This is a genomic window from Candidatus Poriferisodalis sp., assembly GCF_965204195.1.
GTDB lineage: Bacteria > Actinomycetota > Acidimicrobiia > Acidimicrobiales > Poriferisodalaceae > Poriferisodalis.
In genome coordinates this window covers 2,488,103-2,504,270 of the sequence record NZ_OZ241975.1, presented here as the reverse complement: position 1 = coordinate 2,504,270, position 16,168 = coordinate 2,488,103, and the positions used below count along the sequence as shown (strand labels likewise).

Genomic DNA, 16,168 nt, shown 5'->3' with positions numbered 1-16,168 from the left:
GCGCGCCGGCCGGCTGGGCTGGGCGTCGCGGCTGGTGGTCGCGACGCTGGTCGCCACCTCGGTGATCTCGGGTGTAGGCGCCGTGCCCTGGCTGGAGCGCTCCGACAGTGACGGCGACGGCACCGAAGAGCTCGGCGTGGAGTGGAACAGCCTGGCCGGCGAGGCCGGCGCCGCAGCGTCGAGGGCGCCCGGTCTGAGCTGCCCGTCGGGCATGGTGCTCGACGACGGGCTGTGCAAGACGCCCAAGACCGAGACCGTGCCGGTAACGCGTGTGTGCCCCCAGGCTGCCGACGGCTATGTGGTGGTCAGCGCGGTCGACAAGCTGGGGGAGTCTCATAGCTGCCAGAAGACCGTACCGGCGCACTGCACCGGCGGCAAGGTACTCCACGAAGGCAAATGCCAAACCGCCACCGTCGAGCACGAGCCGGCGACATGGATCTGCGTCGACGGCACGCTGGAGACGAGCTCGGGCGACCACGGGGTGGCCCACAACTGCAAGATCGCACTCGACACGCCGACATGCCCGACCGGGGAGACCTATCGCACCGCTCCGAGCGCGGGCTGCTACAGAGACGACTCGTACTACAAGAAGCGCGGCTTTGACTGGGGGTGCAGCGAGGGCACGTATGTGAGGACGTCGGGCGATCATGGGGTGTCGCATTCGTGTCGGGTCACGCTGAACCCGCCGCAGTGCCCGGCTGGGGAGACCTATCGCAACAGTCGCTGTGAGATCGAGGAGGATTACTACAAGAAGCGCGGCTTTGACTGGGGGTGCAGCGAGGGCACGTATGTGAGGACGTCGGGCGATCATGGGGTGTCGCATTCGTGTCGGGTCACGCTGAACCCGCCGCAGTGCCCGGCTGGGGAGACCTATCGCAACAGTCGCTGTGAGATCGAGGAGGATTACTACAAGAAGCGCGGCTTTGACTGGGGGTGCAGTCAGGGCACGTATGTGAGGACGTCGGGCGATCATGGGGTGTCGCATTCGTGTCGGGTCACGCTGAACCCGCCGATGTGTCCTGACGACGAGGAGTATCGCACCACTCCCCGCAAGGCCTGTTACGAGGAGGAGAGCTATTACGACTCGGCGCCGTTGGACTATTCGTGCCCGGCGACCTACACGCTGCGCACCTCGGGGCTCACCCGGTCGTGCACCAAGGTGGAGAAGTACCGTCAACAGGTGTGCAGGTCCGACCCGTTCCAGGTGTGCTGGTACGAGAACCGCACCCGCACGGTGACCACGGCGGTGATCGAGTCGTGCCCGTCGGGCTACTCCCCTGACGGCACAGGCTGCACCGCCGACACGGCGTCGACCAGGTGGAAGCGCACCCGCAGCACGCCGACGAAGTACCGGTACGACCCGGCGGTCAGGTCGTGCCCGAGGGGCTATACCGACAACGGCACCCAGTGCCAGTCCGACACGGCGTCGACCAGGTGGGTGCGCACCGGCAGCACGCCGACGAGGTACCGGTACGACCCGGCGGTCAGGTCGTGCCCGAGGGGCTATACCGACAACGGCGTCCAGTGCGAGTCCGACACTGCGTCGCAGCGGTGGGTGGTCACCGCCAGCACCCCGGCGAAGCACCGCTACGACCCGGCGGTCAGGTCGTGCCCGAGGGGCTATACCGACAACGGCACCCAGTGCCAAGCCGACGTCCTCACGCCGAAGTGGACCCCCACCACCAGCACCCCCAAGACGCATCGCTACGTGCCAGCAGACCCGCAGTGCACCACTGCGGGCTTTGAGTACGCGTCGGTGGCGAGCCGCTGCGAGAAGACCGCCTACACAGATCCGACCGAGCCGCTCACCAAGCTGGTCGGGCGCCCCCCCAAGCCGACATGCGCCGACGGCTACACGGCCGCCGGCGCAGGGCGCTGTGAGCGCACGGTGCTGGGCGACCCGACCCAGACGCCGATCGGCGCCGAGTGCATCGAGCATCTCGGCACGCTGGGGGCGGGCACCGTCACTCGCAGCGGCACGCTCGTGGCGGGCACGGTGCCCCGCAGCGGCATGCGGGCGTCGGGCTGTGCGTCGCTGCGCAAGGGGGATGCTCAGTCGCCGCACTGGGCGCGCCGGTACACGCTGTACGTGCCCGCGGCGTCGACCGCGACGATCACCGCGTCGTCGGCGGCGGCTGACGTGTACCTCTATGTGCTGTCGGGCACAGACGCCAGCTTGGTCGTGGAGGACTCCGATGACGACTCGGGTCCCGGCACCGACGCCGAGGCCGCCGGTGTGGCTCTGGCGGCGGGCGTGCTGTACACGATCGAGGTCACCACCTCAGCGGACCGCGTCACCGGCGCGTTCACCCTGACCGTCACGACCGTGCTCGACGAGCCGCCGGTGGTGATCACCGATCTCGCGGACGCCGCGGTGACCGGCAGCGGCACCCTCACCGCTCGGGACAAGTTCACTGTCGAGCCCGCCGGTGCGGCCTGCACCGCCACCGCTGCAGGGGTGACTCCGTCGGTGGCCAAGACCAGTACGCCCGGCGAGCGCACCGTGAGCCTGACGCTGGCGGCGCCGTTCAGCCACGACGTCACCGTCGTCTGCGACGCGCCGCGCCGGTCGCCCACATCTGTCGTGGTGACTTTGGCGGGGCGTCTGCCGGCGGTGTCGGTGACCGGTCTGGAGGACTCGGTGCCGGCCGACGGCGCGATCTACGCCAGCGACAAGTTCACCGTCAGCCCGGCCGATGCGAGCTGCACCGGCACCGCTGTGGGCCGCGGTGTGGGCACGCCGTGGGTGAGCAGCCTGTCCGCCACGCGCACCGTGCTGGCGCGCGTGTGGGCCGGCGGCGCCGCGACCGTCACGGTCACCTGCACCGCCGCGGGCCACAGCCCCGGGGTGGCCAAAGCGGTGTTCTCCGCCCAGCCGCGGCCTCAGATCGGCACCGTCACCGCCACGTTCGCACCCAACGACGCCTGCACCGCCGCTGTCGCCGACCGAGCCGACGCCGCTCACAGCTGCACCCTCGCCGAAGGCAGCTCGCTCACCGTCACGCTCACCGCCACCGCGGATCACGCCACCATCGCTGCTAGGTGGAACACCGACAGCACAGTCACCGCCACGCCTGGGAGCGTGCCCGCTGCGACGCCGGTCATCGGCCCCGACAACGCCGCCACCGGTCACTGGCAGCGCACCCACACCGCCACCTTGGCCTGCACCGACGACGGCGCCGCCACCGCGATGGTCACCGCCGGACGACACCCCGCCACTGACACCCACACGACGCACGTCAGCATCGACTGCGAACAGCAAGTGCGCATCAGCGGCCTCGCCGACGCCGCCGGCTACAGCGCCCCAGGCACCAAAGCCACCGTCACCGACGCCTTCACCGTCGAGCCCGCCACCGCCGACTGCACCGCCGCGCCCACCGGCACCATCACCGCCCCCGACACCCGCCGCCCCCACGAGCGGCTGCTCAGCGCACAGGTCACCGCCGGCACCACCGCGACGGTCACCGTCACCTGCACCAACAACGACCGCGCCGACGGGACGGCATCGGCGGTGCTGTCGGGGGTGGCGGCGGACTGCGACGATTCGCTGGGCAGTCTCGTGCACGGCGTCACCGTCGCCCGCGACGGCGCTGTCGCCGCGGATGCGGGGTGCACGTCGGCGGGTCGCGGCCTGAGCGGCACGTTCTACGCGCGTCGGCACACGTTCACCCTCGACGCCGCAGCACGGGTCAGCGTCGACCTCGCCGCCGCCTCGGAGGCGGCGCCGCTGGACGCCTATGTGGTGCTGTACCGCGGCCACGACGCCACAGCGGCCGCTGTGCTGCACAGCGACGACGACTCGGGGCCCCGCAGCGACAGCCGCCTGAGGAACCTGCGCCTGGGGGCGGGCGACTACACCATCGAGGCCACCACCGCCACAGCGCAGGCCGTGGGCGGCTACCGGCTGGGGGTGCGCGCCGTGTACAGCTCCCCGGTGCGCATCAGCGGCCTCGCCGACGCCTCCGGGGCCGGAACGGGCGCGGTGACGGTATCCGAGCCGTTCACGGTGTCGCCGTCGACCGCCGCCTGCACCGCCGCGCCTGCTGCGGCGTCGGTCGCCGCGGGCAGCGGCAGGCGGCGCACCGTGACAGCGACCATCGACGAGCCCGGGTCGCTGCCGGTGACGGTCACCTGCACTGCTGCGGGCCGCGGCCCCGCCCGCCAGCAGGCCACCCTCACCCACGCCGGCGCGCTCACCACCATCACCGCGCGCACCGCCAGCAGCGGAGGCGAGTGCGAGACCGCAAGGACCCGCCGCGGCATCGACGCCGCATATCGGTGCAGGATCGGCCGCGGCAACACCGTCACCATCGCCGCCGACGCTGTCGCCACCGGCCCCGGAATCGAGATCGCCTGGAACACCACCGGCGCCATAACCGCCTCGGGCCACCAGCTGGGTGCTGCGACGCCGACCTTCGGGCCCGACAACAGCATCGCCGCCTGGAAGCGCACCGCGACCGTCGATCTGGCCTGCACCTCAGGCGGCACCGCCACAGCCAAAGCCACCCTGGCGGGCACCACCGCAAAGAAGACCGCCCGGCTGACAGTGGTCTGCGCTGACGCCGTGCAGATCACAGGCCTCGAGGACGCCTCGGCCGAGGGCACCGGCACGGTCACGGTCACCCGCGGCTTCACCGTCACCCCCCCGACCGCCGAATGCAGCGCCGACCCCGCCACAGCCGGGGTCACCGAAGGCGTCGGCGGCGCCCGCACGCTCAGCGCCCGGGTCGCGGTGCCCGCCACGCTGGAGACCGTCGTCACCTGCACCGCCGACGGCTACGCGGACGCCGTCCGCCACGTCGCTTTGACCGCCCGCCGGCCGTGCTCGACCCACCTCGGCACACTGGCCACCGGCACCGTCACCCTCAGCGGAACCATCACCAAGGGCCAATGCGCCGCCAAAGCCCGCCGGACGGCCACCGAAAGCGTGTTCTACGCACAGGGACGCCACTGGGCCAAACGGCACACCTTCACCCTCGACACACCCGGCTGGGTCACCATCAGCCTCGACAGCGCCCCCGCCAACGCCAAAGCGCTCGACACCTATCTCGTGCTGCTCAAAGACAACAACAACACCGGCACCCCGATCGCACGCAACGACAACCGCACCAGACGCGACAAGAACGCCCAACTCGGCGACATCTTCCTCCAACCCGGCGAATACACCATCGAAGCCACCACCAAAACACCCCGAACCGCCGGCAGCTACGACCTCAACATCGAGGCGGTCGAGTCAGGGCTGCAAGACAGCTACACGGCCACCGTCGGCTCGCCCAAGACCATCACCGTCAACTACTGGCCCCCAGATGCCGAGGTTGCAGTGAGCGCCGCCGCCAACGAAGAACTCCGGCCATCCATCGCCACTGCCCGAACCGTCACGGACGGCGTCGTCCACGGCACTGCCACCATCACCCTCACCCCGCAGCTCGTCCACACCCACAAGGACCTCAGGATCCGCGTCCGCCACAACACCGCCACCGAACAACTCCTCGGGCCCGTCGCCCTCACTGCCCAGCTGCCTTGCAACGACCACCTCGGTGCCTTGGAACCCGGTTCGGTGACTCGCACCGGCACCATCACCGCCGACACCGCCTGCGCCAGCGCCAACCGCAGCCGCGGCGTCCGCTACGCACGCCGGCATACCTTCACCCTTGATGCGCCCGGTCGGGTTACCGTCGACCTCGTCGGCGCTGGCCGGCTGGGCACGCATCTGATCGTGCTGCGCGGCCACCGCGTCTCAGGCACCACGGTGGCCAGCAGCTCGGGACTCGGCAACAGCAGCTCCCTCTCGGGCGTCCACCTGCGGGCCGGCAGCTACACCATCGAGGCCACCACCAAGACGCCTGGGGCTGTCGGCGGGTACAGCTTGCGCGTCGCGCTCGCAACGGTGAACGGCATCAGCACCGCGATGCATGTCGTGAAGGGCAAACCCGCTTCTTTCGTGTTCGACTACGAGCCCGCAAATGCCACTCTCGCGGTCGCCGAGGACCTGCTGCCTGCTGGCGTCACTGCCAAGCTCAGCCACGGCGGCGGGTCGGGCACCCTCACCGTCACCGCCGCTAACACCGGCACCTACACGGGCAGGCTGAACGTCGCCATCCCCTCAGAAGGAACCGACAGCAGCCCCACACCCGGCAGCGTCACCGTCCCGTTCCCCGTCGGCGGCACGGTATGCGCGACGGCGATCGTGATAGGGCAAGCCGTGTGTGCTGAGTCGTCGGGCTACTCGCTCACGGTCCGCAAGAACTCAACCGTGACCATCCCCGACAGTTGCATCCAGCGCGTGCCGCCCGGCCGCTGGTACCGGAGGACCCTGGCCTGGCCCACTGATGCCGCCTGTGTCGTGCCCATCAAGCGGGCAGACCGCCGGGCGCAGTTCTTTGCATTCGAAGTCCGCGACCTGACCGCCGAGGTCACTCTGAGGCTGTCGTCGGACGATCAGGACACCTATCTAGCACTGTTCGCAGCGAACGCGGACCCCGTGGTTAATGGCCTGAACGTTGTCGATCTGACCAGAGCGCACTCCGATAACAACGACGTCTTCGAGAATGCAGCGGAAGACAGAATGTTCCGCTATCGCGATGGCGACACCACGGATTCGCGTGTTCAGACGAGGCTCGGCCGCGGCGTCTACGTGGTCGCCGCCACGACTGCGACCATTGCGGTGCCGACGGCCACTGACCGCTTCACCTTCAACATCAAGATTCCGACGAGCACCTGTCCCGTCCCGCCACGTGACGGAGCGGGCGCATAGAGATGCGGCGCGTAAGTCCGGCTGTACATGAAAGGCACAGATGACTGAGATCCCGCGACCGATGAGCCGGCGCCGCTTCCTAGCGATCGTGGGTGGCGCCGGCGGCGCCGCCGGAATTGCTGGCTTGGTGGGCTGGCGAGCTATCGCATCGGCCGATGGCACGAGCGTGGCGGTTGGCGCAGGCGAGGGCGTGCTCGCAGTGGAGGTTGAATCAGGGTTCGTGGGCGCTGCAGGGTGGAGAGGCGATCTGCTGACGCTGCGACCGGCTGACGGCCCCAACGGAGGCATGCTGCTGCGCGCAGAACTCTCAGGCGTCGAGCACCAGGTAGAGACCCCCGATGGGTTCGCGGGGCGTTGTGTCGGCGTCGTCGGCAACACGGTGGCCGTGTGCGGCCATCGTGTGATCGAGACGGGCCGGACTACGTTCGAGACGGGCACCGACTACCAGGCACTAATCGTCGACGCAGGGCCGGTTTCGGAGCTGCTAATGGGCCAGCCGGTCCTCCCGCAGGTCTCCGGTTACACATACGTGCTCGTCGAGCGATTCGCGTCCGTCGTGACATCCCCTGACTTGGAGACATGGGAGCACTTCGACCTGCCGCTGATCGACGATCGCGGCGGCTCCTTCGGAGCGGTGTTGAGTCGCAGCGCTGTGCTCGCTGCTGACCACTACGCGATCGCCGAAGTGCCCGACTCGGTGTTCGAAACCGCTCTGATCAACCTCGCCGGTGCCGCAAGAGGGCAAGTCACGTTGGCTCGTGAACCGATTCCAATCCACCACGGCTCATTGTGGGGCGGCGCGGACGACGGCACCAGTGATCTCGTCATCGTTAGCGATCAAGACGGCATACGAGCCTACGACAGCCAGACCCGCATCTCGTTCAGCATTGACGATGGCAGCGAGCTACTGGGGGTCAACGTCACCCAGACAGGCCTCAACGTGACAGTGGCAACCGTCACCGGTGAGCGGGAGGTTCGTCTCTACCGCAATGGCGCCCATGCCGCTACCACCCAGCTTGCTGACGACGACCTCGTCCAGCACCGCATCGCACCCGACATCACAATCGCTGCACCACATGGTCAATACAGTTTGGTGCCCAATTCGCAGATCGCCCGTCCTGAGCATGCATAGAGGCAAGAAACCATGGCAGTGAATGTCTGTGACTACTCACCTTCCGAGGCTGCCAAGGCCACGGAAGATATTGACGCCAATTACCCTTACAACAACCCCATGGGAAAGCTCGGCCGTGTCGGCGCGCATTTTCGTAACGCACTGAGAGGCACATCGTCCAGTTGGCCAGTACATGATCTGAGTCTTGATGAGTCGATGCGCAGGCCGATTTACGATTTTGTTGACAATTTGAGCTGGTTCTCTCGTGAGGTTGGTGATTCCGGCTACGGCAATATCGCTTGGATCGGCCATGTCGGAGGGCCACCCGGAGACCGAAGGGATACATACCATAATACGGGCCATGCACTCGACATCGTCCATATTCAATGGGCGGGTGGAAATACATCGTATCCAAAAGATGGCACTTCTGAGGTTCACGATGACCAAGGCAATTGGCTGCAATCCGCACACCGCAGACTAGTTGCTGTTGAGGCGGCACTCCGCAAGCACTTTGGTTATGTTCTTAACCGCTATATCGGCGATCCCAAGAAGAACACTGAGGGTCCAAATAGCCCTCATCAGAATCATTTCCATGTGGACAATGGATGCGAACGGTCGCTGCGCGTCGATCGCACCCACCTAAGAAACCCACTTCTCAGGCGTCGACCAGTTCGGTCATGCCACTATTTCGTCCAGGATTGCATTAACGCATTTACTGACTTAGAAGTCGAATACGATGGGCGGTGGGGCAACGCCACTGAGCACGGGTATATGACCTTGATGAGCGATCTCGGCATGGAGTGTCTCGATCCAACGGTATATCTAACGCACTATATGCTATTCTTGGATTACATCATAGTCCACGGCTTGAGCGACAATGGTGCAGGCACCTATCGCTGGGGCGATCACATATTATGAAGCGATCAGCGAAGAATAAGGTGCGTCGCTTGGCGCTCGCGATTGCTGTTGCTGGTTTCGCCGTTCTTGGGCTAGTTGGACGGCCAGCGGCTCAGGTCGACTCGATTAGCAGTAGCGTTTCATATCAGGCACCTGATTGGCCCTTCCAAGGTGCCGTACACTACTACGGCTCGGGCTCCGGAAATCCGTTAACGTCGGATGCCTATCTCGAAGTGCTACACGGTGTTCAATACCATTCGTCAACGGACGGTACCGTTACAGAGTTGGATGTGGGCGCAGGCGAGGGTCTTGAATTCTGTGGCCCCGGGGAGATGTACGTAGGTCCATTAGGGATATGGTTGAGTTCCTTTGACGGCATCCGCAATTGGGTGGATTGGTACATTCCTTGGGGCGATACCGCATATCCGATGTATACGAGATCTCTGTTTGCCTCAACGTTCTTGGACTCATGGCAATCACATACCAGAGTGGGTGGCTCATCTATTGAGGTGAGACACGCCGATTACGGGTGGGTGACTGTGACCATAGGTGCGATGGAACGGCATTACCCTTACGCGGACCCCGACCATGATGGGAGCGGGCCGCCTCAGTCTGGTTTCTCGTTACCGTCGGAGCCGCCACCCGACTGGGAGATAGGCAGCACTGTCAATATGTCTCATTCGGATGGCGTGCATTATGGCATCACTGTCACACCGAGTGAGTACACCTGCGGTGGACAGCAAACGTATGTCTTCTCAGTGAAATCCGGAGAATTGGTTGGGTGCGGATGGGGTTATCTCGGCCCGATATTCGTCGCGCCGCGAGATGTACTTGATTCCTCGCCGCCTCCCTCGTTTCCCGTCGATGCATATTGGCATGATCCACTACGCGGATGCGAAGGAGCATTTCCGATGGATGCGCTGCTCCACACAGCAAATCGTGGATCTCAATGAACTTGGCCGATGAGTAGAAGTTTGGATCCGGAGCCGAGAATGAGCGAGACTAACCACCCGCAGGGCCAACCGACCCATTTCATAGGTATCGGTGTGCTGTGGACGGCGCTGCTGCTGTTGTCGGGGTGTTCAGGCGGGTCAAACCCTGTTGCCGAGGGAGCGACGTCGTCGGTGGCTGCCTTGGCACCGTTGGACACTGCCGTCGATGTGGGCATGTCGGGTGAGGATGAATCGCTTCGGGCGGAAGTAGGCGAACAGGCTGAGACAGCAGGGGGCGGTGTCGAGACTGCTGCTGGCAGGGCACCGGTGGGTTCGACGCCTGCTATTTCGTCTTCGCCGGATACGTCTGGGTTCACGCTGGAGCGGCCGCGATTTTTGGAAGGGGTGTCCCCCGAGTGGCCTTTTGTGGGTGTGGTGCAGTTGTGGGCGAACGGTGGCGAAACGGCATCCGGAGAGGCGGAGGCGGTGTGGTGGCTGTGGTACTGGTCTGAAGAGCTTGATGCAGCGGCCATGCCGATGGTACCGCTGCCAGGTCTGGAGATCGAGTGCCTCGGGCAGGTAGGCATGGTGTCTCACGGTGAGCGTGGGATCGAGGTGGGCGGAGCACCAGACGCGACGTCGGGGTCGTATCTGGTGCGGTGGGGCATGCCTGCACAGCGTTTGGATACGCCGTCAGAGGCGCTGCTCGGCGAGATCGATCGCCGTCCGTCATCGGTCACGGTGAGCTCGGTTGGCGACGTGGTGTCGCTTGCGGCGGGCGAGCAGTATGCGTCGTATGCGATGCGCGAGCCGGCGCGCATGAGCGGTGACTGGTGGCGGGTGCAGGCTCGTCATGACGGGGATTTGTTGGTGCTGTCGGTTCATCCGGCCAATCACGAGTGCTTCTCCGGAGTGACGTGGCTGGTAGACGGCGCTACCGGCAAGACGGTGGCGTGCGGCGCGAACACATGGGCGACCCGATTCGTCGCGCCCGATGACCACCTTTCGGGTGAGTTGGTGCTGCCCAGCGCTGAGGAAATGGGCACCTATCTGGGCTGCGGGGCCAGACTGGAGCTGACGCAGGTGCCCATTCGCTCCGGCGGCTGAGGCTCGCTGGCGATGCCGTCGGACAGGTCGAAGCAAGTCGATCCGGTCAATGTGTGCTGGTACGAGAACCGCACCCGCACAGTGACGACCGCGGTGATCGAGTCGTGCCCGTCGGGGTACTCGCCTGACGGGACCGGCTGCACCGCCGACACGGCGTCGACGCGGTGGGAGCGCACCCGCAGCACGCCGACGAAGTACCAGTACGGCACGGCGGACAGGTCGTGTATCTGTGGCTATTCCGACAACGGCACCCAGTGCGAGTCCGATGTCGCCACTGTCACATGGGACCGCACCGACAAGGCCCCCACGAAGCACCGCTACGAGCCAGCAGACCCGCAGTGCACCACCGCGGGCTTCGAGTACTCGTCGACGGCGAGCCACTGCGAGAAGACCGCCTACACCGATCCGACCGATCCGTTGACCAAGCTGGTGGGCGACACGCCGACCGTGTCGTGCCGAGAGGGCTATGACGCTGCTGGGGGAGGGCGCTGTACGCGCACGGTGCTGGGCGAGCCGACCCAGACCCCGATCGGCGCGGAGTGCGTCGAGCATCTCGGCACGCTCGGGGCGGCCACCGTGTCCCGTAGCGGCACGCTGGAGGCGGGCTGCACGTCGCTGCGCAAGGGAAACGCCCAGTCGCCGTACTACGCGCGCCGGTACTCCCTGAGCGTGTCAACGGCGTCCACGGCGACGTTCACCGCGTCGTCGGCGGCGGCCGACATGTTCGTCTATGTGCTGTCGGGGTCGAAGTCGGTGCCGACAGTGGTGGCCTCCGACGACGACTCGGGTCCCGGCACCGACGCGCGGGCTGCGGGCGTCAAGCTTGCTGCGGGCACCACTTACACGATCGAGGTGACCACCTCGGTCGCGGGCCCGGCGGGCGCGTTCACCCTCACCGTCGCCACCGCGCTCGACGAGCCGCCGGTCGTCGTCACCGGTCTCGCCGATGACACCGAGACCGGCAACGGCACCCTCACCGCCGCCGACACCTTCACCGTCGAGCCATCCGATGCGACTTGCACCGCCACAGCTGTAGGTGTCACACCGTCGGTGACCAACACCGGCGCCGCTGCCGAGCGCACCGTGAGCCTGACGCTGGCGGCACCATTCAGCCACGACGTCACCGTCGTCTGCGACGCGCCGCGCCGGTCGCCCACATCTGTCGTGGTGACTTTGGCGGGGCGTCTGCCGGCGGTGTCGGTGACCGGTCTGGAGGACTCGGTGCCGGCCGATGGCGCGATCTACGCCAGCGACAAGTTCACCGTCAGCCCGGCCGATGCGAGCTGCACCGGCACCGCTGTGGGCCGCGGTGTGGGCACGCCGTGGGTGAGCAGCCTGTCCGCCACGCGCACCGTGCTGGCGCGCGTGTGGGCCGGCGGCGCCGCGATCGTCACGGTCACCTGCACCGCCCCCGACCACAGCCCCGGATCTGACAGCGCACTGTTCTCCGCCGAGCCGCGGCCCCAGATCGGCGACGTCACCGCCGCGTTCGCGCCCGCCGACGCCTGCACCGCAACAGCGGCCCAGGACGCGGATGCCGCTCACAGCTGCACCCTTGCCGAAGGCGCGACGCTCACCGTCACACTCACCTCCACCGCGGATCACGCCATGATCGCCGCCAGGTGGAACACCGACAGCACAGTCACCGTCACACCGGGGAGAGTGCCTGCTGCGACTCCGGTCATCGGCCCCGACAACGCCGCCACCGGCGACTGGCAGACCACTCACACCGCTGCCTTGGCCTGCACCGCCGACGGCGCGGCCACCGCGACGGTCACCGCCGGCCGGCATCCCGCCACCGACATCCACACCACGCACATCGGCATCGACTGCCAGACCCCCGTGCGCATCAGCGGTCTCGGCGATGCCACCGGCTACAGCCCAGCAGGCACCAAAGCCACGATCAGCGACGCGTTCACCGTCGAGCCCGCCACCGCCGACTGCACCGCCGCGCCCACCGGCACCATCACCGCCCCTGACCCCCGCCGGCCCCAGGAGCGCCTGCTCAGCGCACAGGTCACCGCCGGCACCACCGCTACTGTCACCGTCATCTGCACCGCGGACGGCCGCGCCGATGGGGTGGGCGAGGTGCGACTGACCGTGGCGGTGCCGCGGGTGACCTCGGTGGCGGTCACCGCGACCTCGGGCGGGTCGTGTGCCGTGTCGTCGTCGCCGCTGCCTGCGGGCGCGGACGCGGCGTACGGGTGCACGGCGACGCGCGGCGCCGATCTGGTGGTGTCGGTCGCGGCGGACGCAAGCGTCAACGGGCCGTCGCTGGGATGGGATGCCAGCGGCGCGGTGCGGGTGGTGCGCAGCGCTCAGGATCGGCGTGCTGTTCCGCTGATCGCGCCGGGAGGGTCGCTGAGCGGCTGGCGGCGTACCGGCACTGCGACGCTGAGCTGCACCGCCGGCGGCGCTGCGACGGTCACGACAGCCCTGCCGGGCGCGGCCGACTATGTGACCCGTCTCGATGTCGCCTGCGGGCAGCGGGTGCGCATTGGCGGTCTCGACGACACGGTTGCTGCGGGCACTGCGACGGTGGCCGTGTCGGACACGTTCGCGGTCACGCCCGCCGCCGCGCAGTGCACCGCGACAGCCACCGCGGGCACGCCGGTCGTGTCGGCTGGTGTGGGCGGGGTGCGCGCTGTGCAGTTGAGTGTCGGTGTGGGGGCGTCTGCTGTGGTGACGGTCACGTGCGCCCACGGCGGCTACGACCCCGCCACGGCGACGGCGACGTTCGCGGCCGCCGCAGCAGGCGGCTGCGGGGATCCGCTGGGAACGCTGAGCGTCGGCAGCGTGACGCGCAGCGGCACGATCGCCGCCGATGCGGCGTGCATCTCGCCTCAGCGTGTGCGCGACGGCGGCGATGCCAAGCGGTACTGGGCGCGCCGTCACACCTTCACGCTGGCCGCCCCGACGAAGATCACCGTCGACGCCGGCTCGCCGACACGACGCGGCCTGGACGCCTATGTGGTGCTGCTGGAGGGCCACAGCAGCGACGGCGCCGGCACCGTGGCAGGCCGCGACAACAACTCAGGGCCCCGCCGCGACGCCCGTCTGGCCGCACTGGTGCTGCCTGCAGGCGACTACACCATCGAGGTCACCACCGCCAGCAAACGCCGCACCGGCAACTACCGGCTCCAGGTCACCACAGCGGCCGCGTCCGCGGCATGCACCGACGACCTAGGCACGCTGGCCGCGGGCCGCTACACACGCACCGGCACCATCACCGACACCTGCGTGTCCACACGCCGCGGCACCCCCACAGGCCGACCCGGGGCGCGCTGGCACACCTTCACCCTCGACGCCCCCGCCTGGGTCGACATCGACCTCGCCAAAACAACCGGCAGCCCCCTGGACCCCTACCTGGCGCTCATCGGCACCGACAACGGCACACCCACCACCATCGAACAAGACGACAACAGCGGCACCGGCAACACAGCACAAATACAAGGCCGGTATCTCGAAGCCGGCACCTACACCATCGAAACCACCGCCGCCACAGCGACCGGCACCACCGCCACCGGCGACTACACCCTCACCGTCACCGTGCCCATCAGCGGTCTTGCGGCCACCAATAGCGTCACTGTCGACGAGCAGACCACGCTCACCTTCAACTACTGGCCGGGGGATGGTACGGCGCGAGTTGGCATTGAGAACGATGGCGCCTTGCCGTTGTTGGTGGAGGGACGTCTTGGGAAGGCAACGTTGACGGCGGAGACTTGGGGACGCGGTGAATTCAGTTACACGCTGAAGTTGGCGCATCAGGCCGATTCGCAACAGCGCAACGCGAGATCTCGCTCAACATTCTATAGCTCGAGTCCTCAGGAGATGACTATCCGGGACTTTCCTTTTACGATGACAGGCTCGTGCCCGACTGATCGAGTCGGAAGCAAGAACAACCCAGCATTTTGTATCACCGATGCGGATCGTGATGATCCACAATCGGCGACGGACTATCTGTATGCCGTATCGCCGGCTACTTTGCGGGAGGTCAAGGAGGCAGTCAGGTCGGCCAATCTGCTTCATCGCCCACATTGCGGCATCATGGTTTCGGATAATCAACTGTTGGCCGTGTTGCTGTCGATCGCGATGTGGGAAACGCCGGTAGTGCCGCCGGGGACCAATACAGTGCTTCCTTATCCGGCACGGTCCCCGATGTCGCTCTCGCGGCTAGACACTCATTCTCATTTGTATTCGCAACGAATCGTGAACGGTCAGGAGGAGAGCGGGCCAGTGCGTGCTTTCTGGCACCCAGGAATCGGTTTGTTTCAGATCGATGACACCTTTGGACCGGACGTGGCTCGTACATTTGCGCATGCAAAGCACGCAGACATTCTGTTGTCTGCAAGCACTGTCGCGAACCACATTTTGACGGCGATTTGTCCGGGTGCATCATCTGCCACATCTGCCGAAGAACGGTCCAAAGAGTTTGTCGACCGAGTAACGAGGCTGGCTATCCCCAATTGGTTCGCTTGCTACAAGAATTGGAAGGCTCGTACTGGCGAACGCTGTATGGCGAGGACTTATCCGAAGATGTACAGCGGCGATTATGACGATCCGAATGTCACTTACCTCGTGTCTGGACCGTATTCCGGTTTGCCCTCGCACCCGGAGCTGGCCAACGAGTTTCCGCTGGATCATCGATTTGAGTTCAAGCGATCGGGCGGTGTGGCCGAATTGTGGTGCCGCTGGAGGTTGGGCGCCGGTCGAGCGACCCAGGAGTTTCCGTGTTTCTACTATGATACGAGCCGCCGGGAAGGCTGGATGGACGTGAGTGATCCGCTGGGGGATCCGAACAGCCCATTGGCCGCTGGCTTCATGAGCTTCGAGTATGCACGCAAGCGATTCGCGGTATTCCCGAAGAGCGTGCTCGGCGGCACGGAGACGTGGATCAAGACTGTGCCCTATGGAGCCAAAGTCAGGGTGCACTCGGCCTTGTCATGGGAAATTGACAAACATGACCTAGGTGTCGGTTCTCTTGGCGAGCTTGAAGTCGAGGTGTGCCGTTCGTTGGTCGGTGTGCCAGTTGTCTTCAGGGATCCACCGTGTAGCTGGCACAGTGTGAACGCGACGGGTGGCTCCAGCTTCGCGAACTGGATTGTTCTCGGTTTGCACTGATGAAGACGATGCGCATTCAGCGATCGCGCCGGTCAGGTCACAAGAGTCTCTTGCGCGTGTTGAGCAGTCCCGTGTTCTTGGTGGCATTGACGGTCCTGTTTGCGTGTGACGGATCACCCGCTCAAGGCTCGCCAGCTGCGCCGGTGTCGGAACCGGGGCGAGCACGGGCACATCTTCCGGTGCCCGGCAGTGTGAGTGACGTACGGGTAGGTTCGTCGGGGTCGTCTGAGCGTTCCGCGCGGGAAG

Annotated in this window: 5 protein-coding genes; all 5 read left to right on the top strand. The window is 66.3% G+C overall.

What is annotated here, in order from left to right:
* The first annotated feature begins 34 nt into the window (after positions 1-34).
* A complete protein-coding gene (locus tag ACOGI8_RS11130; protein ID WP_419853869.1) occupies positions 35-6,754 on the top strand; it encodes a hypothetical protein in 6,720 nt (2,239 codons plus the stop codon).
* A gap of 40 nt (positions 6,755-6,794) precedes the next feature.
* Positions 6,795-7,886, top strand: a complete 1,092-nt coding sequence (locus ACOGI8_RS11125) for a hypothetical protein (protein ID WP_419853868.1) — start codon at positions 6,795-6,797, stop codon at positions 7,884-7,886.
* Positions 7,887-7,898: 12 nt separating this feature from the next.
* Positions 7,899-8,783 carry a hypothetical protein gene (locus tag ACOGI8_RS11120; protein ID WP_419853867.1) on the top strand — a complete coding sequence of 295 codons (885 nt, stop codon included), beginning with the start codon at positions 7,899-7,901 and terminating at the stop codon, positions 8,781-8,783.
* A gap of 971 nt (positions 8,784-9,754) precedes the next feature.
* Complete coding sequence (locus ACOGI8_RS11115) at positions 9,755-10,801, top strand: hypothetical protein (RefSeq protein ID WP_419853866.1); 1,047 nt, start codon at positions 9,755-9,757, stop codon at positions 10,799-10,801.
* Positions 10,802-10,813: 12 nt separating this feature from the next.
* Positions 10,814-15,922 carry a hypothetical protein gene (locus ACOGI8_RS11110; protein ID WP_419853865.1) on the top strand — a complete coding sequence of 1,703 codons (5,109 nt, stop codon included), beginning with the start codon at positions 10,814-10,816 and terminating at the stop codon, positions 15,920-15,922.
* Positions 15,923-16,168: the final 246 nt, after the last annotated feature.